10 protein-coding genes and 4 pseudogenes are annotated in these 19,540 nt (G+C 59.1%); 9 read left to right on the forward strand and 5 right to left on the reverse strand.

Annotated elements, in window-relative coordinates:
- Positions 1 to 14 precede the first annotated feature (14 nt).
- Complete coding sequence (locus tag ABC766_RS03060) at positions 15 to 2,267, forward strand: rhamnan synthesis F family protein (protein WP_345821105.1); 2,253 nt, start codon at positions 15 to 17, stop codon at positions 2,265 to 2,267.
- A gap of 112 nt (positions 2,268 to 2,379) precedes the next feature.
- Positions 2,380 to 3,134 (forward strand): IS5 family transposase gene (locus ABC766_RS03065; protein WP_345821106.1). Its coding sequence is split into 2 segments (ribosomal slippage): positions 2,380 to 2,704 and positions 2,704 to 3,134, totalling 756 coding nucleotides; the frame shifts between segments, so codons are not numbered across the junction.
- A 783-nt stretch (positions 3,135 to 3,917) separates the two neighbouring features.
- Here the strand turns inward: ABC766_RS03065 and istB are convergent.
- Both istB and istA read right to left on the reverse strand, forming a co-directional pair.
- Positions 3,918 to 4,706 carry an IS21-like element helper ATPase IstB gene (istB, locus tag ABC766_RS03070; RefSeq protein ID WP_127991182.1) on the reverse strand — a complete coding sequence of 263 codons (789 nt, stop codon included), beginning with the start codon at positions 4,704 to 4,706 and terminating at the stop codon, positions 3,918 to 3,920.
- Positions 4,706 to 6,004: an IS21 family transposase gene (gene istA / locus ABC766_RS03075; RefSeq protein WP_427902312.1), complete on the reverse strand. Its 1,299-nt coding sequence runs from the start codon at positions 6,002 to 6,004 to the stop codon at positions 4,706 to 4,708. The genes istB and istA overlap by 1 nt, the downstream gene beginning before the upstream one ends.
- 73 nt (positions 6,005 to 6,077) lie before the next feature.
- On the opposite strand from istA, the pseudogene ABC766_RS03080 reads away from it, so the two are divergent.
- The 6 genes and pseudogenes from ABC766_RS03080 to ABC766_RS03105 all read left to right on the forward strand — a co-directional run.
- Positions 6,078 to 6,932, forward strand: a pseudogene (locus ABC766_RS03080) (IS630 family transposase); the annotation flags it as partial.
- Positions 6,933 to 7,003: 71 nt separating this feature from the next.
- Positions 7,004 to 10,306, forward strand: coding sequence for a methyltransferase domain-containing protein (locus ABC766_RS03085; RefSeq protein WP_345821108.1), 3,303 nt, complete (start codon positions 7,004 to 7,006; stop codon positions 10,304 to 10,306).
- The gene (locus ABC766_RS03090; protein WP_345821110.1) at positions 10,306 to 11,499 is read left to right on the forward strand and encodes a glycosyltransferase; all 1,194 of its coding nucleotides are present in this window, start codon (positions 10,306 to 10,308) and stop codon (positions 11,497 to 11,499) included. The genes ABC766_RS03085 and ABC766_RS03090 overlap by 1 nt, the downstream gene beginning before the upstream one ends.
- Positions 11,500 to 11,977: 478 nt before the next feature.
- Positions 11,978 to 12,832 carry a methyltransferase domain-containing protein gene (locus ABC766_RS03095; protein WP_345821111.1) on the forward strand — a complete coding sequence of 285 codons (855 nt, stop codon included), beginning with the start codon at positions 11,978 to 11,980 and terminating at the stop codon, positions 12,830 to 12,832.
- Between the two features lie 281 nt (positions 12,833 to 13,113).
- Entirely contained in the window at positions 13,114 to 14,205 is a 1,092-nt protein-coding gene (locus tag ABC766_RS03100) for a hypothetical protein (RefSeq protein ID WP_345821112.1), read from the forward strand.
- A 167-nt stretch (positions 14,206 to 14,372) separates the two neighbouring features.
- Positions 14,373 to 15,478, forward strand: a pseudogene (locus tag ABC766_RS03105) (IS630 family transposase).
- A gap of 236 nt (positions 15,479 to 15,714) precedes the next feature.
- On the opposite strand, the gene ABC766_RS03110 reads toward ABC766_RS03105, so the two are convergent.
- Positions 15,715 to 16,923, reverse strand: a complete 1,209-nt coding sequence (locus tag ABC766_RS03110) for an IS701 family transposase (RefSeq protein ID WP_345821113.1) — start codon at positions 16,921 to 16,923, stop codon at positions 15,715 to 15,717.
- Positions 16,924 to 16,968: 45 nt separating this feature from the next.
- Positions 16,969 to 17,214: pseudogene (locus ABC766_RS03115) on the reverse strand (integrase core domain-containing protein); the annotation flags it as partial.
- A gap of 272 nt (positions 17,215 to 17,486) precedes the next feature.
- Here ABC766_RS03115 and ABC766_RS03120 point away from each other — a divergent pair.
- Positions 17,487 to 18,701 carry an IS110 family transposase gene (locus ABC766_RS03120; RefSeq protein WP_427902310.1) on the forward strand — a complete coding sequence of 405 codons (1,215 nt, stop codon included), beginning with the start codon at positions 17,487 to 17,489 and terminating at the stop codon, positions 18,699 to 18,701.
- A gap of 95 nt (positions 18,702 to 18,796) precedes the next feature.
- On the opposite strand, the pseudogene ABC766_RS03125 reads toward ABC766_RS03120, so the two are convergent.
- Positions 18,797 to 19,537: pseudogene (locus ABC766_RS03125) on the reverse strand (DDE-type integrase/transposase/recombinase); the annotation flags it as partial.
- Between the last annotated feature and the right edge of the window lie 3 nt (positions 19,538 to 19,540).

The raw sequence follows: 19,540 nt of genomic DNA on the forward strand, positions 1-19,540 counted from the left end.
GAATTAGAAGCGCAATGCATATCGAGAAAGAATCTTATCACCGATTTGACTCGGAATGGTATTTAAAAAACTATAGTGATGTAGCCGCCAGCGGAATGGATCCCGCTGAACATTATGCGCGATTTGGCAAAAAAGAGGGTCGCTTTCCGAACGGTCAAGTTGAAAGGGCTCATCGTTCGGCTGCTATGTTGGATGCCAATTGGTATATGGAACGCTATCCCGACGTAGTGGGCACAGGCCTGGAAGCCGCCGCGCACTACCTACAGGTTGGTGCTCAGGAGGGACGCCATACCAACGCCGATGACGAAAAGCGCCAAGCCCAAGTCGATGTATTTGATCCGGTTTGGTACCTTGCGCGCAACCGCGATGTAGCCAAAAGCGGCATGGATCCACTTCAACATTTCCGCGAGTATGGCTTTTTCGAAGGGAGAAGCCCAAATGAAGCGAGCGAACCACGTTCATATTGGATAAATTGGTTTGATCCTGTTTGGTACACGGCGCGATATCTCGACGTCGATCAAACGGGCCTGGCGCCGTTGGAGCACTATCTAAAGAAAGGAATTTATGAGGGGCGAGCAGCGAACACCGCAGAAGAAGATCGCGGTTTATGGAGCGACACCTTCGACGAGAAGTGGTATGCTGATCGATATCTTGACGTGCGTAGCTCCGGGTTACTGCCGCTTGAGCATTTCATTCAATACGGAATCATTTCGCGACGCAAGCCGAACGCTGAAACCATACTCGATCATACCTCTGTAGACGAAGCGCGCTTAAATTGCCTAAAGGATGGTGAGCTATCAGCAGACGTTGCTCTCTTTGTTTCTCACTCGCCTACTGGCAAGCTTAAGCCCCATTTGCGCGCACATTTGGCCGCTATTAAAAATGCTGACGTAAGTATCATTCTCATTGTTGCTACAGACGCAAAGAAAATCGTGATTCCCAGTGAAATTTACGACTTGGCGAATGTTATCTACACACGTGAGAATTTCGGCTATGATTTCGCTGCTTGGGCGCACATATTGCGGGAGCGACCAGAGATATATATCGGACGCAGCGCTTACCTGTTGAATGATAGCACGATCGGCCCGTTTGATGTTGGTGATTTTAAAAATCTACTGCAGGATATCGAAAATACGGACGCTGATATAGTTGGACTCACAGACAATCACCAGCTTGGATGGCATCTGCAAAGCTATTTTCTCGCGCTCAAGCAGCGTGCCCTGAAATCCCATGCGTTACATGAATTTTTCAATCGGGTGGTGGCTTATAAGTATAAAATCGACGTTATAAATGAGTATGAAACGCAATTTGCCAGTGAAATGATAGGAGAGGGACTAAGATGTGAAGCAATATTCCGGTCGGTTGATCACACAAACTACACTTTATATAGATGGCGAGAACTGATAGACAGAGGCTTTCCTTATCTGAAGGCTTCTATTCTTTGCCGACTGGTGACAAGGATCGACATCGCTGGGTGGCGAGAGCGACTGCGGAGCCGCGGCTATGATGCTCGCGTCGCAGACGCGACATTAGCCGAAATCGCCGCGGCTGCGCAAAGCCAAGATCAACTCGATTCTATTAATTCTCCGTTTTCGTCTAAAAAATTGATAACAGAAATGCATCAATTTTTTTCTCAGGGAGGTACTATCCGAATCCACAGGGAGGCATCTCCAGTCTTCTCAGTTGCAATTATTGTCGCTAATCACGCTGAATACCTATTTGAGATCCTTCGGCGCTTCGAATTTTTTGGCCAATTCGCCAGTGTCGAAGTCATCATCGTCGATTATGGCTCGACCGACGATACACAGTTTTTGCTTTCCAATGTCAGCAATGTCGAGATCGTCCGAGTGCGCGGAGGGATGCGCTATGCTGACGGTATCTGCGCGGCGCTATCGACTGCTAGAGGGAAATATCTACTCTTCCTAAACGGAGCAAGTTTTCTCGCGGATAGTTTCTTCGAGAAAACAATGAATATTTTTCGTACGTTAGAGAGCACCGAGTTGGTTGCGGGAAAGCGGTCCGAGACCAGTAAAGGAGGTGTTTTCGCTGACGGTCTCGGTGAACATGATATCTACGTCGCGTCAGCCGCGAGCCGGTCGGAAGAGGACTATTTTTGTTTTCTACATGTTAAATCCGCATCAGATGTGCTCCGAAACCGCAATTTGAGTCAAATCTTTAGCCTTGCGGATTGCGTCCGGGAAATTGGTCTGAGCTTGGGTAACGATATGATACGCGAGTGTAGGCAAATCAGTGTCTGCGTGTACTGAAAGCCGTAATCACTCTTTCCGGCTCATTCGATTGGTTGGTTGTTAGCGTCCGGACCCATAAAGGTGGCGCGGACGGCTGGGGTGTGATTCACGGCTCCTGCGGGAGGGGCCAATGGACCATTTCTGGCTGACGGACGAGCAGTTTGCGAAGATCGCACCGCTTCTGCCGAACGACACGCGGGGCAAGGAGCGCGTGGACGACCGACGCGTGATCAGCGGCATCGTCCATGTCCTGAAGTCCGGCGGGCGTTGGACGGACGCACCGCGCGAGGTCTACGGGCCGAAGAAGACGCTCTACAACCGCTTCGTGCGCTGGGCGGCCAAAGGGGTCTGGGTCGGCTTGTTCGAGACGTTGGCCCAGGCCGGCGGACCGCCCTCCCAGGTGCTGATCGATTCCACGGCCGTGAAGGCGCACCGCTGCGCCGCCGGGGGCAAAAGGGGGAGCAGAGCCAAGCCATTGGCCGCTCGCGAGGCGGGCGCACGACGAAGATCCATGCCCTCACCGACCGCTTCTGCCGGCCGCTCGCCTTCCTGCTGACCGGCGGGCAGGCCGCCGATTGCAAGGCCGGCGCGCTGCTGCTCGAACGCCTGCCCGCCTGCCGCATCGTGCTGGCCGATAAGGGCTACGACAGCGACGCCATTCGGCGGCAGATCGAGGCGGCCGGGGCCGCGCCCAACATCCCACCCAAGATCAACCGCCGCTGGAAGCCGTGCTTCTCCCCGGTGCTCTATCGAGGGCGCAACGCCATCGAACGCATGTTCGGCCGTCTCAAGGACTTCCGCCGCATCGCCACCCGCTACGACCGTTTGGCGACCAACTATCTCGCCGCCGTCTGCCTCGCCGCCACCGTCAGCTACTGGTTATGAGTCCGAAAGGTAGTTCTACGCGTTGGGTGGGACCCCGACCAGAACAAGAGCACCCCAGTACCGGACGATGGACCGAAATAGTGAAGCTGCGACCGACATCCGCAACGGCTCGTCTGGGCGCCCCTGCACGGGGCCGGCACGCGGGTGAGCGACGAGCGCCGTGAGGAACGGGAGGACTCGGACCCGCTCTGCTAAGGGACGGGGTTGAGTATCAGGCTAGACCGGTTCGACCCGCTCGTCCTGACTTATAGCTATCGGACAGGGAGACCGTGTCACTGTAAATACCTCTCTTCGCGCTGCGCTGGCCGCGACCACTCTCACTCGTATTGGCGTGCGCCGGGATAGCAAGGTCGAGCGACTCAATGGCTGTGATCAGCTTTCCGAGGAAGATACGGCTTCCGGTCTTGAGACGACGCACATTGCGATTGAGTACGCGATGGAGGTAGACAAAGCTCGGGTCGGAAGTGCGGCAGGCGATGCGCAGTACGCTCCTAAAGGTGCGCTGACCCGGAACCCGGATCGCGTCGATTAGAGCATTTTCGGCTTGGGCTGAGTCGCGAGTTTGGGGTTCACGGGGAGCTGGGGGGCTGATTCACTTGGCTTGTCGAGAGCGGGAGTGATGCATGGGCCGCCCCTATAGCCTGGACCTGCGCGAGCGGGTGGTAGACGCCGTAGCCACGACCTCACGCCGTCAGGCCGCCGCCCGCTTCGGGGTTTTCAAGCGACAACCGGAACTGACCCCTTCGCGTCACGAGGATCTGACCCCCATGCCGGTTTCCTCGCCTAGACGGGCGTGGGGTTGGGGACGATAGCGGCCCTCTGTAGAAGTCCGCTGCGACGCTTCTCGCGCAGGCGGTAGCTGTCACCGCGGATGGTGACGACGTGGCTATGGTGCAGCAGCCGGTCGAGGATGGCGGTGGCCACCACCGCGTCCCCGAACACGCTGCCCCACTCGCCCACCGCCCGGTTCGAGGTCACCAGCATCGCGCCGCGCTCGTAGCGGCGACTGACGAGCTGGAAGAACAGGTGCGCGGCATCCGGCTCGAACGGCAGGTAGCCGAGCTCATCGATGATCAGCAGCTTCGGCTTGGCATAGTGCGTCAGCCGCTCCTCCAGCCGCCCCTCGGCGTGCGCCTTGGCCAACTGCGCCACGAGCGTCGTGGCTGGGGTGAACAACACGCCGTAGCCGGCCACGATCGCCGCACGCCCGATCGCCACCGCCAGATGCGTCTTGCCCACCCCGGGTGGTCCGAGGAGCAGCACCGCCTCACCGTTGGCGATGAAGCGGCCGGTGGCGATCTCGCGGATCTGCGCCTTGTCCAACGAGGGCTGTGCGCCGAAGTCGAAGCCGGTCAGGTCGCGCACGAACGGGAAGCGGGCCAGCCCGAAGGCCATGTCGATGCGCCGCTGATCGCGCCGGGCGATCTCCCGCTCGCAGAACAGCGTCAGCGCCTCGCGGATCGTCAGTTCGCCCCGGCCGGCCTCGTCGATCAGGCTGTCGAGTTGGTCACGCATGGCCGTCAGCTTCAGGCGGTCGAGCAGTACGGTGAGGTGATCGTGTTCCTCGCTCATCAGAAGCCTCCCCCGGCGACAGCCTCGTACTCGGCGAGCGGACGCAGCAGTTCCGGCGTCGCCACGAGAGGAGGCGGGTCGCGCCGATGAGCCGGTCGCTCACGGCTACCCACGAGCCCGGCCAGATGAGCGTCGTCGACCGCACGGCCGTGACGTCCCTTCAGTTCGGCATGCGCGGCGACCTCCCGTCCGCCGTGGTGGACGCGCACCACCGCTCCGCTCACGGTGACCCGCACCCGCTCACCGATCAGCCGCCAGGGTACCGAGTAAGCGTTGCCGTCGACCGCAACCGCGCAGTCCGCTCCGACCCGGCGCACGAGATCGCGCGCGGCGGAAAACGGCGGCACGCCCGCGAGCGGCCGTAGCGCCCGAGCCTCGTCGCGGGCGAACCGCTCGCCCGGCGCCTCGCCGGTCGTGCCGTGCACGCGCCGGTCGGCGACGTCCCGCGTCCAGGCATCGAGATGCGCCTCCAGGGCTGCGAAGCTCGCGAAGCGGCGGCCGGCCACGGCATTGTTCTTGACGTAGCCGACGCCGCGCTCGTCCTTGCCCTTCGTGCGCGCCCGGTACGGGGCGCAGGCCCGCACCCGGAAGCCCCAGTGGCGGGAGAAGGCGTGCAGGCGCGGGTGCAGGACGACCTCGCGGCTCACAGGGTCGTGGTGCAAGACCAGGGCGCGAGCGTTGTCGAGCAACACCTCGTGTGGCACGCCGCCGAAAGCCCGGAAAGCGCTCTCCAGCCCGGCGAACCAGTCCTCCTGCCGTTCGTGGCCGAAGGCACGCACGTGCAGGCGGCGCGAGTAGCCGAGCGTCGCTACGAACAGGGAGACCCGAGTCGGCACGCCGCCGATCTCGACGCGCCGTTCGCCAAAGTCGATTTGCATCTGCTCGCCCGGCCGCGTCTCGAACCGCACGCTCGCCCGCGCGGCGATCACCAGATCCCGCCGCAACGGCGCGACCGCCCGCTCCACCGTGCGCAGGCTGACGTGGATGCCCTTCTCGGTCGCCAGATCCTGGCGCACGACGTCGGCGTTGCCCGCATGCTGCCGGAAGCGTTCGACCAGCCAGTCCGCCAAGCCGTCGAGCTGCTTCGAGCGCGAGGGCGTCGCGCAGGGGCGCCAATCCCCCCGTCGCAGCCACTGCTTCACCGTGTTCTTCGAACAGCCAAGCTCGGCTGCGATCCGCTTCGCGCCCCAGCCGAGCGCCTGCAGCCGCATCATCGCCGACACGTCGTCCGGCGTCTTCATCTCGGCCCTCCACGGATCGTCCATCCGCGTCAGAGCCTGAGCCTCGTTCCTGATCATCTCGACCTCCTCGCTCATCGAGGGGGTCAGATCCTCATGGCGTCAGGGGGTCAGTTTGCCGTGTCGCCTGACAGGGGTCAGCAAGGCGACCGCGATCCGCTGGATGGCGGCCCTCGCCAAGACGGGCACTGTGGCCGCCCGCCCCCAGGGACGAGCGCGCCGCTCAAAGCTTGACCCGCATGAAGGGTTCCTGCGCGGCCTGATCGACGAGAACGACGACGTCACCCTGGAGGAGATGCGGGCTCGCCTCTTGGCAGAACACGGTCTCACGGTCGGGATCGGCACACTGTGGAGTTTCCTCGACGCGCGCGACCTGACATACAAAAAAGCGGCTCACGCTGCCGAGCAGGAGCGGCCGGACGTGAGGGCGGCGCGGGAAGCGTGGTTCGAGGCTCAGCCCGACCTCGACCCGGCCCGCCTCGTGTTCGTCGACGAGACTTGGTCGGCCACCAACATGGTTCGTACCCGCGGTCGCTGCCCGCGCGGCGAGCGGCTGCGCTCCCCTGTGCCACACGGCCACTGGAAAACCACGACGCTCGTGGCGAGCTTGCGCCTGTCGGGCATCGCCGCGCCGTTCGTGCTCGACGGGCCGATCAACCGCGACGCCTTCCAAGCCTACGTCGATCAAGTCCTGGTGCCTGAACTCGCACCCGGCGACGTCGTGGTGATGGACAACCTCGGCTGCCATAAGGGGCCGGCCGTACGCGCAGCGGTCGAGGCGACGGGGGCGCAATTGCTATTCCTACCGCCCTACTCGCCGAACTTCAACCCGATCGAGATGGCGTTCGCCAAGCTCAAGGCGCTGCTGCGCAAGGCCGCCGAGCGCACCGTCAACGGGCTCTGGACCACGATCGGGCGGCTCGTCGACGCCGTCGCATCCAACGAGTGCGCTAACTTCTTCGCCGCCGCAGGATACGACCCCGATTAAACCAAAAATGCTCTAGTAACACCCTGGCATTCGCGCGGGAGTAATGGGCGGTCAGCAGAGCGAACGCCGGGATGAGCCCCGCTGTCGACGCGGCGGCACCCATGAGCGCGAGCGCGAAGGGGGTTGTGACTCGAGAACCAGTAAGGCAGAAGTTCTACCATGTTCTTGACATCAAAATGCCCAGCGAGACGGGTGCAACGGCTAGCGTGGGTTTGGCGTGGTGCTATCTCTGGAAACGGAGCGCCGCCGAGCTCGCGCACGATTTTTTTGCAGTTACACCACTGGATCTAACGATCAACGCACTCGGGATTTACGTATGTAGACGGTCAATAGAACGTCCTGTAGACGGCTCTAAGCCGCAAAAAATCAGTCTTTTACACCAAAAATCGGACGGCGCCTCCATGCAGGAACTTTATGACGAGAAATATTATAAGTGTCATTGCGGCCCCGATCCATACGAAAGAACCGACGCATGGCTGCAGTTCTTTGGGAACATTGCGCAAGAGGTAATCCGGAGCCTTTCGCCAAGAACGGTTTTTGATGCTGGGTGTGCGTGGGGCTTTCTCGTTGAAGGTTTTTGGGACCGAGGTGTTGAAGCGAAGGGCATCGACATCTCGCAGTATGCGATCGAACAAGTTCGGCGAGATATGCAGCCATTCTGTTCTGTGGGCTCTCTCACGGATCCCATTGACGGCCGATATGACCTTGTGACCTGCATCGAGGTCCTTGAGCACATGCCGGCAGATCAGGCTGAGCAGGCCATCGCCAATCTGTGCCAGATAACAGATACGATTTTGTTTTCATCCTCGCCCACGGATCTAACTGAGGATACTCATTTCAATGTCCAGCCCCCGATTGGGTGGCTTAAGCTCTTCGCAAAGTATAGTTTCGCGCCGGATCTGGTTTACGATGCATCTTTTCTTGTTCCGCACGCAATTCTATTTCGTAAGCATGTCGATGAGATTTGCGGCGATGTCTTAATACTTTATAGTGAGAAGATTCGCCTACGGCTAGCTATGGCGGAGCAAGGCCGGCAACTCGCGATAGCGACTGCTGCGGCGAGACATAGCGCACATTTGGAGAGTATTGTTCACGATTTAACCTCTCGCTCAGAGCAGGCCGCTTCTGAGCTGACGGCGGCGAGCGCAGAGGCTGCGCGTGCCCAGTCGGACATAGTGGAGCTGCGCAAGAGGCTCGACGGCATGCAGGCTGATGGTATTCGCAGCAAAGCTATTGCCGACGAAAGTCAAGCTGAGAACGCTCGTTTAAATGCGTACGTAAGACATATAACCGCGGAACTCGAAGTTGCCGTCGCGGCGAGAGAGCGCCTAGACTTGAGGGTCGATTATTTTGCGAATTTAGTTGCGAAGTTGGGGCTGGATCTAAAGCATGCTGGGGAGCAAATCAACGACGCGCACTCATATCGAGCAATCGTTGAGAAGCTTGCCCAGTTTCCTACTGGAGGTTCTTTGTTGAATCGATCATTAGTACGTAGAATCAAGGCAATTTCGAGCAGCGCCAATGAGCTCATATTTTCCCACCGCCAACGTCAGATCGCAGCAGCGGAAGCCGATTTCAATCGTTCAGCGGCCCTACTTGCAGATTCAGAGTTGTTCGACACAGCTTGGTATCTCCGAATCAACGGCGACGTTGCGGAGGCCGGAGCCGATCCCATCCGCCATTATTTGACAGATGGCGCCGCGGAAGGTCGCGATCCCGGACCTCGTTTCAGCACTCGAGCTTACCTGGACCGCTACCCAGCCGTACAGGAAGCGCGTCTCAACCCGCTCGTCCACTACCTTGAGTACGGGCGCGCTTACGGTTTTACAATCATCGGGCCCAGTCACGAGCAGACCTCGTCAGGCGTCGATCCCGGAGCCAGGGATCATGCGTCTCGATCGGAAGCAGACCTGAAAGCTCAGGTTCCGCCGGATACCTCTGTTTTAGCTCACGAGGCAGCTCTACTTGCGGATTCGGAGTTGTTTGATCCAACATGGTACCTCCGGATCAACGCTGACGTCGCGGAGACTGGGGCCAATCCATTTCACCATTATCTGACAAGCGGTGCCGCGGAAGGTCGCGATCCGGGGCCTCGTTTCAGCACCCGGGCTTACCTGGAGCGCTATCCGGCGGTGCAGGAAGCAGGACTTAACCCACTCGTCCACTACCTTGAGCATGGACGCGCACACGGCCTCACAATCTCTGGGTCTGCACAGGAAAGGACCGTAGCGGTCGTCATCGACGAGCGGTTTCAAGCCTTAAAACCGCTTCCGGTCTTTCGAATGGCAAGCATGCCACCACGGGTTGTTGTCGTGACTGACAGCATCAATGCCGGAAGTCTTTATGGCGGCGTAGGCACTGCCCTGATTTTGACAGCTTTGCTGGCCGAGCGTCTTTCGCGTCCTATGTGTATTGCAACTAGGACGGAAGAAGCTGAGCAACACAATGTTTCACACGTGCTGAATATTCACGGGATCCCATTCTCCAAAAATATTGAATTTTCTTTCGTTCCGTCTCACGGATCCGAGATGTTGATGCTTGGTGATGATGATATAGTTATCACTACTTCGTGGTGGACAACGCACGCAACTTTACGTTCAGTCCCGGCACGCCAGATCGTCTATCTTATCCAGGAAGACGAAACTATGTTCTATCCATATGGTGACGAGCGTCTACTATGCTGCGATTTGTTGAATAATCAGAATCTCAAATTCGTCGTCAACTCAAAGTTGCTGTACGACCATTTCCGGAATGGTGCTCAATCGAATGTTGCCGAGCGGGGCTTTTTTTTCGAACCGTGTTTTCCGACAAACAGCTACCACCGCGACAAGTCCGCGCGCGACAAATCAAACTTTATGTTCTACGCGCGCCCCTTCAATTCCAGAAATTTATATTTCCGTGGTCTCGAAGTTGTGGAGACTGCGATTGCTCGCGGATTGTTAAAAGCCGAAGAGTGGGATTTCCATTTTGTTGGAAAGGACTTAGAGCCAATAGCCCTTGCAGGTGGAGTCCTGCCGATTTTGCATCAAAACATGAGCTGGTCTCATTATGCTGATTTGATCAGACGGACGGATCTGGCGCTTTCCCTTATGTATACGCCTCATCCGAGCTACCCACCTCTAGACGTCGTGGCGAGCGGCGGCATAGCGGTAACGAACTGCTTTGGCAACAAATTGACGCTTGCTAACTATTCGAAGAATCTGATTTGCAAGCAACCTTCTGTCGAATCCTTGTTGGCCGGGCTTGAGGAAGGCATCGCATTGGTCAACAATCATCGTCTAAGGATTTCTAACTTTGAAGAGAATTTGATCCAACGTGACTGGATCTCTGCCCTACTTCCGACGTTAGAGTTCATAATTACAGGGAAAGCTTAATGTTTACCGACCTGCCCGAGCCTGTAAAGCTTTCAGATAAATGGTTGACCACCGACTTTGCTTCTCGTTTTTTTGCCCTTCAGGCGGGCAGCATAAAAGTTGCATTTTACTACGACTATCCGGACTCTAGCACATTCCGCTACCGCGTTCACAACTTCATCGAGGTCCTTGAGGAAGCTCAGCCTTCCGATATCCGGCCTGAAATCTCGGCTGCATGGTTTAGTTATGCCGACGGCAAGCATCTCGACCGCGTGGCAGAGGCAGCAGACATTCTGGTTCTCTGTCGCGCGCGCTACAGTGCGCGGCTTAACGATCTCGTGACCCGAGCAAAGAGCCTTAACAAACAGGTCCTATTCGATGTTGATGATCTCGTCATAGATCCCCAATTCACCCACCTCATCGTGCACACCCTTGACCAGGATATATACGGCGAGGATGTCTGGAACTATTGGTTTGGATACATCGGGCGTGTCGCTGCAGCGATGGGAATGTGCGATCGGGTCATTACGACGAATCAGTTCCTTGCAGGTAGGCTTTCTGATTCGACCGGTAAACATATTTCAGTTGTTCCGAATTTCATAAACAGAGAGCAGCTAAATTATTCTGATAGAATATTTAAGCACAAAGCGGAGAACAATTTTGCCCGAGACAAAAAGATTGACATCGGTTATTTTAGTGGGTCGCCTTCTCACAATAAGGACTTTCGTATTGCGTCCAGTTCTCTCGCAAATCTAATGAGGGAACAGGAAGCTATTCGTCTAATTCTTGTTGGATATCTTGATTTGCAGGGGCCAATTAGCGAGTTCTCGGACCGGATCGTTAGGCTTCCGATGCAAGATTACATTGGCTTGCAGCGAATTATTGGCTCCGCCGAGCTCAACATTGTTCCCTTGCAAGACAACACATTTACGAATTGCAAATCTGAGCTCAAATATTTCGAGGCTGCGGTGGTGGGAACTCCGACCTTAGCATCTCCGACCTGGGCATTCAGCAACAGCATTCGCGACGGCGAGAATGGGTGGCTCGTGCGAGGTCACGAATGGTATGACAAGATTGGAAGCGCAATCGACGTTTTGAATCGAAAGCCGGCGGATTTCTTCGAGCTCGCGGTACGCGCTAGAGAGCAGGCCCGACTGAGCTTTTCTTGGGAAAGCCAATATTTGGCGGTAAAGACGGCTCTGCTTGGACGGTGAGCTGGAGCTTGGCGGCAAGTCAGTTGCTACGATGCGGGCACCTGTAGGGCGCTCCCGCTTCCAGCAGGCCGGCAACGTGGGTTATGACAGCAACGCGTTATCCGGCTGCAACTCTGGCTGCAGGCTCGAGGCTTGCTACAGTTCCTAATGAGAGGGCTCAATCAGGTCAGGGGCGAGTAGGCGATGATCTGCACGGTCCACAACCCGCTGAAGCTGGCACAGGCAGGCCGCTGAGGCCGCTGATCCGCCCTCAGCAGCTCCGGACTCGCACTCTGTATCTCGACTTCAAATTCCCTTACTCGGACAGGCTCCTAGCAGCGCATAGCGAAGAGTTGACAGAACGTTTGCGGGGCGCGAGGGCGAGATGACTTACGTCGAGCACTCCATTAGTAGCTGCCGCGAAGGCCGACCCTCGCTGCATCGCCCATAACCTTCATCAAGCCGCCCCTACGGCAGCAGCTCGCTTAGGATACGACCTATGGATAGAGTCAAGCGCCTACTATCGATGCTCGATACCTCCGGAATCGGCCTCGAGGTTGGCCCAGGCTACAACCCCCTTCTGAAAAAATCCGACGGATTCCGAGTGGAAACGGTCGATCACGGCACTGCAGAGCAAATTCGAGAGAAATACCGAGGCGATAAGACAGTCGATATTTCGCAGATCGAGGAGGTCGATTTTGTATGGGACGGTCGACCACTCTCCGAAGTGATCGGGAAAAGCGACAGTTACGACTACATTGTGGCATCGCACGTTATAGAACACACTACCGACTTAATTGGATTTTTGAAAGAATGTCAAATTCTGCTTAAATCAGATGGCATTCTGCTCCTTGCCGTCCCGGATAAGCGGCGTTGTTTTGATGTGCTTCAGGCGATGACGACTACAGGTGCGGTGCTACAAGCTCATTTTGAGAGGCGCACCCGGCATTCACCGGGCCTAATCTTCGACTATGTTGCTTATGGAATGCTGCGGGACGGTGCTGGTGGATGGCCCGCAGGCTCAGATGCACCGTTGTCGTTCGCAGGGACGGTGAAGACTGCCTATGAACTTTTCGAACGCGCCCGCGAATCTCAGGAATATATCGATGCGCATGCTTGGCGATTCACTCCGTCCAGCTTCCGGATGATCCTTAAAGATCTTCACGAGATCGGAGCCATAAACTTTTTAGAGCAAGATTTTCATGGCAGCGATATACACGAGTTTTACATAAGCCTTTCTAAAAACGGCACCGGTTGTCCTCTGGACAGACTTTCTCTTGCGAAGGAAACTCTTGAGGAGCTCGGTGAGATTACGTTTAAAGAACTTTCTTCCCGTAATCGCGGCTCAGATTGACTCCAATTATGATGGAAAGTGACTGATTTGTCTTTCGCCGCCGGGAGCTGACAATGTGGCTGACGTCTGATTATTTCAGTATGGCGGGAATGGCGGCAGTTGTAGGCTGTAATGGTTGGGGGTTTTGTGTTGCGACTGCTACATTGCTTCTCGCCGTTGCTGGGTCAAATTTATATGCGACAGCAGAAAGCTTGGCGTCACCGGACACCTTTGCGGTAAACGGGTCATCCGGCCCAGGCGCACGGACCAGCGCGACTCGTCGGGCTGGCCACTCCGGATGCGTGGACATTGAGCATTTCGGCGGGAAAGGTGATGGAAAGACAGATAATGCCCTGGTCCTCACCCGGCTGTCTGACGCGAGTACCGCGCGCGCTGTCAAGGCTGGACTCCCGCCTATGCTCTGCGTCATCTTCGATGCCGGCATTTACGAATTTTCTTCAACATGGTCTTATGCCCTTCCGGAAGCCTTACGCTCCGCCGTCATTATCGAGGGCGCCGGTTCTGGAGCCACTATTCTAAGGTTTGAGTCGGATTCGGGTTTGAATTTTACGCTGCATCATCCAAAGCAAACCTTGCACATGCGGGGTTTGACGCTGGTTACAAATACTTCCAGCGGTAGCGGTGCCGCCCTGAAGATTACACAGACTTCTTGCCTTGGTTCATTTGATCAGAGTACATTTAGTGATATAACTTTTGAAGGCCTATCCGGTGGCCAGTTCTGGGGCGTCGGGGCAGATGTCGTTGGGCTTTCAGGCACGGCTTGGCATGCTGTTACAGCATACGGCGACACCAGTTTTCAGCACGGAATTGGAATTAGAATACGCGGCAATAATATAGATTGCGGGGAAACTAACGGTTATTCAATATATCATAACATAACCAGCGGTATATTCAATCAACTTTCTAAGGGTGTCGTTTACGATGATTTTACTCAAGGTATTACTGTAACCCAATCTAATTTCCAGAATTCGCAGTTTGGTATATGGTCTCCCCCTGAAACACGCGGACAAAATATGCAGCTCAATGTATCGAACAGCCAGTTTCAGGTTTCGGATCAGGCTATCTCGCTTAACAGCCCCATCAATCTTGGCTCATATTCAAACAATACAGTTTTGATATCGTCGGGTAAGGTCGGTTTTAGCCTTGGGTCTAGTAACATCAACACGGTGAGTGGCAATACGTTCGCCGGAGTGAATTATGGATCGACGCCCTCTGCTGTCGGAATAGATGTAAGCGGCACGGCTACGATGATTGCGGGCAACAGTTTTTCGGCGTTGCGTTGCGGGTATAGATTCCATCCCAATGCGCTTGCTGGCGGCTCATCAGCGAATACATTCAACGCTACGTCTCCGGCGTGCTCCGATCGTCATTGATGTCAGCTTGACGCTTCAATCTGGGAGACGGATTTTAAACGACCATGATGATGTAAATATCATTTGGTTGTCCGTCGAGCCGCGCGCACATCGTCTACTCCGTCGAGGCGAGTGCAGTGACGCGGACAGAGGATTCACGCAGGCGGTGAGGCGTGCGAGTCTGGGCCATGGCTCAGACGGTATGCGTTCTTCTCGATGCGAGCGACGCGGCACGGCTGGTTGCGATCGCCAGCGACCGCTCTCGCCCGCTCAAACATATTCAGCGCGCCCACATCGTCTTGCTCTCGGCCGAGCGCCTGAGTGTCCAGGACGTCGCCCGGCGGGCGGGCGTCAGCCGCCCGGCCGTGTGGCGCTTGCAGCGGCGCTACGCCGAGGCTGGCGTCGAAGGTCTACCGCGCGACAAGACGCGTCCGCCCGGCACGCCACCCCATTCGACTGAGACGGTGGCCGAGGTGCTGGCGCTGACCTGCTCGGAACCGCCCGGCGAGATCACCCACTGGACCGGCCGTGCCGTGGCCCGGGCTGTCGGGATCTCGTTGCGGGCCGTGCAGCGGATCTGGGACGCTCACCGCCTTCAGCCACATCGGCTGCGCACGTTCAAGCGCTCGCGCGATCCTGCCTTCGCCGCCAAGGTCGAGGACGGGCACCCATCGAACCTGTTCGATGGGATCCCGGCGTGGTCGGCCTCTACATGGCCCCACCCGCCCACGCGGCGGTGCTGTCCATCGACGAGAAGAGCCAGATCCAGGCGCTGGAGCGGACCCGCCCCGACCGTCCGCTCGCCCCCGGCCATCCCGCCGCCCAGACCCACGACTATACCCGTCACGGCACCACGACGCTGTTTGCAGCCCTCGACGTCCTGGCGGGCACCGTGCTCGGCCGCTGCATGCAGCGCCACCGGAACGGTGAGTTCATCCGGTTCCTCAATGCCGTCGAGGTTGCTGTCCTGTCCGGCAAGGCGATCCACGCGATCCTCGACAACGTCGCAACCCACAAACATCCGAAGGTGCGCGCCTGGCTCGCCCGGCACCCGCGCTGGACGTTCCACTTCACCCCGACCTCGGCCTCGTGGCTCAACGCGGTCGAGGGCTTCTTCTCAGCGCTGACCCGTCGTCGGCTGCGGCGAGGCTCCTTCACCGGCGTCGTCGATCTACAGGCGGCGATCAAACGCTACATCGCCGAGCACAACCGGCGCGCCAGACCTTTCGTCTGGACCAAGCCCGCCACCGACATCATCGCAGCCGTCAGCCGATCCCCTGAACCATCCGTCTGAGTCAGTGCACTAGCATTACAGTTGCGTTTTAGGGCGTTTTCGCTTGCTGTTTGTCGCGCTGGGCTTACGCTGTCGACGTCCCCTTTCGGCTGAAGCACGGCGTTTGAGATGGGCGTTTCGGGCGGCCGCCTGATGCGCCCTTCGCCAGAGCGACCATGTGATGACGTGAGCGGGCTGGATGCGCCGCTGTGCCAGCTGCACGGCGATCCGGCGGATCTCCTGGACCGACCAACGGATCAGCGCGTGCGCCGTCTCGGCCGCGCCCGTCTTTTTGGGGGCGGCGCGTTGGCGTGATGGCGGATCACCGCCAGCAGGGCAAACGCCATCATCACCAAGCTGACGTGCCGGTGCCAGCCGTGCCAGGAACGGGTCTCGTTGTGAGCGAGCCCGAGTTCGGTCTTGGCCGTCTCGAACGCGTCCTCGATCGCCCAACGCTGGCCCTCGATCGCCGCCAGGGTCGCGATCGACGTGCCGGCCGGGCACCATGTCGTGAAGTACGCTAAGCTGCCGTCAGTCAGGCTACGGCGGATCAGCAGGCCGCGCGTCCACAGGCCGGCCTGATCGTAGTCGGCACCGTCGAGGTCGGCCAACTCGCAGTAGGCCCAGTCGTAAAGCCGCGCGCCCTTCGTGCCCTCGCCCGCCGACAGGCGCGTCCAGGCTGACGGTGCGAGGCCGTTGGCGATCGCCTCGGCGGTGCCGGCCACCGGCGGTTTGCCGACCCAGGAATTGAACAGGTGATCGGTCTTGACCCCGAGCACGTAGCCCTTGCCCGCGCGCCGCAGAGCCATCTCGATGTCGCCGACCCCATAGACGGTATCGGCCGCGACCCAGGAGAACGGCACGTCGGCGGCCATCGCCCGCTCGATCATAGCCAGAGCCAATCCCGGCTTGGTCGAAAAGCTCGTCCCCTCCGGTACATGGGCGGCGGCCAATCGGGCCGGATCCGAGGTCCAGGTCCTGGGCAGGTACAAGGCCCGATCGATGAACGCGTGACCGTGCCGCGAGGCGTAAGCCGCGAACACGCCGATCTGACAGTTCGTGATCTTGCCGGCCGAGCCGGTGTACTGGCGATGCACACCGCACGAGGTTTTGCCTTGCTTGAGAAAGCCCGTCTCGTCGAGAACCAGAACCGCGTCCGGGTCGGCCAGGGTCTCCAGGGCATAGTCCCGCACGACGTCGCGCAGGGCGTCGGCATCCCAGCGTCCGCGACCGAGCACCGCTTGCTGACGCCAGGGCCCGGGATCGCCCGCAGCTTCCGCCCGCATCCAACCGGTCTTGCGCCGCTCCGCGCCGAGCAGTCCGTCCAGGAATGCGCCCGCCGAGGCCGCCACCCGCTCCTGCGTGAACAGCGGGCGCATGCGTCCCTTCACCTCCCGCAGCGAAGAGGCCCAGAGTTCCAGTGTCGCCTCTATCGAGGCGCCCGACGTCCATGATGCGCGAATCATGGTGCCGCAAGGAGTCAGAACCTCGCCAAAAACGCAACTGTAATGCTAGCTGTATGGTCCCGGAATGTGGTGTGACGGATCGAGCCTGAAGCGTTTGGGCTCTTTGGTCCAGACCTGAAGGACATGCTCGTAGGGCGTGAGGCCGCGCAGGGTCTTCAGCCGACGGGCATGGTTGTAGGCGTCGACGAACAGCTGCAGGTGCGCCCGAAGCTGTTCGTGCGTGTCGTAGTGGTAGCGCTTGACCGTAGCGTCCTTGATGGTGCGGTTCATCCGCTCGACTTGACCGTTATCCGGTATGTACCTGTGCGGTGCCTTCTCGTTCCGCTGCTCTCCCCGGAGAACGGCATTATGGTGAGCCCATCTGGGACGCGGGGCACCGGGAGCACGAAGGTGCGGGCAGGCCGTCGATAGACAGTGGGCTGAGAGCCCGAACTCGTTACATGGCCGCCCCTTGCGACTTTCCCGGATGCGCTGCGAGCGCGGATCAGTAGGTGTCGTGTTGCCCGCCAGCTCCCGTTTTTGTCGACGAACCATCATGGGGAGTGGGCATGCGGATTATCGGACTGGATATTCACCGCGCCTTCGCGGAAGCGGTAGCGTGGGATGATGGCAAGCTGAGGCGGCTGGGTCGCGTCGACATGCGTCGCGATCTTCTGACCGCCTTCGCTGAGCAACTTTCGGCGGATGACGTCGTGGTCGTTGAGGCCACCGGCAATGCCTCGGCCGTTGTGGCGGTTCTCGCGCCGCACGTGAAGAAGGTGGTGATCGCCAACCCGATGCAGGTGCGGATGATCGCGCATGCCAAGATCAAGACCGACACGATCGACGCCGGCGTGCTGGCGCAGCTCTACGCGAGCGGGTTCCTGCCGGAGGTGTGGGTTCCAGACGAGCCGACCCAGGCGCTGCGCCGGCAGGTTACCCGCCGCAACCAGATCGTCCGGCAGCGATCCCGGCTAAAAAACATCATCCAGTCGATCCTGCACAGCCACCTGATCCCATCCTGTCCCCACGCTGACCTCTGCGGGGCCAAGGGCCGGGCCTGGCTCGTCGAACAGGTCGTGCCAGAGGACGAACGGCTCGCGATCGAGCGGCACCTGCGCGAGTTTGACAGGCTTGGCGAGGACCTGAAGGTCATCGAGCGCGATCTCGCCCGTTCGGCCCTCGCTGACGAAAGCGTCAAGCGACTGATGACGGTCCCCGGCATCGACATGGTGGTGGCGCTTGCGTTGACAGCGGCCATCGGCGAGGTGACCCGCTTCGACGAGCCGCAAAAGCTTGTCAGCTACCTCGGTCTGAACCCGAGCGTGCGGCAATCAGGACCGGGACCCGCGCACCACGGCCGGATCACCAAGCAGGGTCGCGGTCACGCCCGCGGCATGTTGGTCGAGGCCGCCTGGGCCGCAGCCCGCGCTCCAGGCCCACTCCGAGCCTTTTTCCTGCGGGTCAGGGCGCGACGCGGCCAGCACGTTGCCGCTGTCGCAACCGCCCGCAAGCTCGCGGTCGTGATCTGGCATCTTTTGACCAAGAGCGAGAGCTACGTCTGGGCCCGCCCCTCGCTTCACGCGAAGAAGCTTCGCGATCTTGAGCTGAGGGCCGGCTACAAGGCGGCTCGCGGTCAGAAGGGGGCAGCTCACGCCTACAACAGCAAGAGCCACCGCGATGGGGAGCGGCGCTGGGTCGAACAGGCTGAGACGGTCTACGCCCGCTTCGTGACGGGCTGGAATCCGCAAGGGCCCAAGAAGGTGCGCACGGGCGCCGCAACTGAGGTGCGCCGATAGAGGCTGCGCGGCAGGGCTCCCACCTCACGCCCTGCTCTTCGCCACGCGGTCGCCCGTGCGCCAGCCGAAAATAGCGCAGATCTACGAAGAAAGCTCTTGTCGATTACATCAGTGGTCCAGGGATGGTTGGGTTTGGTCAGGCGATGCTCGATGCCGTGCTCATGGCAGACGCGGTCGAACATGTGCCGGCTGTAGAGGGCAGTCGGGCCTGAGCGGTTGCGCGGGGCATGGCAGAACTGCACCCCGTTGTCGGTCAGCACCGTGTGGATCTTGTACGGCACGAACGCGACCAGTTCCCGGAGGAAGTCTGAAGCGGTGTAGCGGTTGGCCTCCGTCTCCAGCTTGGCGAAAGCCAGCTTCGAGGTTCGGTCGATGGCCACAAACAGGTAGAGCTTGCCTTCCTCCGTCCTGACCTCGGCGATGTCGATGTGGACGTAGCCGATGGGGTAATCGGCAAAGCGCTTCTTCTTGGGCTTGTCGCCCTCCATCTCGGGCAGGCGGCTGATGCCGTGCCGCTCAAGGCAACGGTGCAGCGACGAGCGGGTCAGGTGCGGGATCGTGGGCTGCAGCCCGTAGAGGCAGTCGTCCAGCGGCAACAGGGTATGCCGGCGGAAGGCGACGATGGTCGCCTCGTCCTCCAGTGTCAGGACTGTCGACCGAGCTTCTTTCGGCCCCATGGCAGCATCAGCCGTCGACTGCCGTCCGCGCCATTTCTGGATCGTCGTCGGGCTGACGCCGTAGCGCTTGGCCGCCGCTCTCACACTCTCTTGACGTAGCTGTATTGCGCGACGGACCGCCTCCGTCGTGCGGGCGCTGCCGTGGAGAATTTGGCCCATAGC

Origin of the sequence: Methylobacterium fujisawaense, assembly GCF_039619325.1 — a bacterium.
In the GTDB taxonomy this organism is placed as follows: domain Bacteria; phylum Pseudomonadota; class Alphaproteobacteria; order Rhizobiales; family Beijerinckiaceae; genus Methylobacterium; species Methylobacterium fujisawaense.

What these genes read in the sequence shown, in the direction of transcription:
- ABC766_RS03060 (WP_345821105.1), top strand. Translation starts at nt 15, where the DNA reads ATGCATATCGAGAAAGAATCTTATCACCGATTTGACTCGGAATGGTAT.
- istB (WP_127991182.1), bottom strand. Translation starts at nt 4,706, where the DNA reads ATGAGCGAGGAACACGATCACCTCACCGTACTGCTCGACCGCCTGAAG.
- istA (WP_427902312.1), bottom strand. Translation starts at nt 6,004, where the DNA reads ATGATCAGGAACGAGGCTCAGGCTCTGACGCGGATGGACGATCCGTGG.
- ABC766_RS03085 (WP_345821108.1), top strand. Translation starts at nt 7,004, where the DNA reads ATGAGCCCCGCTGTCGACGCGGCGGCACCCATGAGCGCGAGCGCGAAG.
- ABC766_RS03090 (WP_345821110.1), top strand. Translation starts at nt 10,306, where the DNA reads ATGTTTACCGACCTGCCCGAGCCTGTAAAGCTTTCAGATAAATGGTTG.
- ABC766_RS03095 (WP_345821111.1), top strand. Translation starts at nt 11,978, where the DNA reads ATGGATAGAGTCAAGCGCCTACTATCGATGCTCGATACCTCCGGAATC.
- ABC766_RS03110 (WP_345821113.1), bottom strand. Translation starts at nt 16,923, where the DNA reads ATGATTCGCGCATCATGGACGTCGGGCGCCTCGATAGAGGCGACACTG.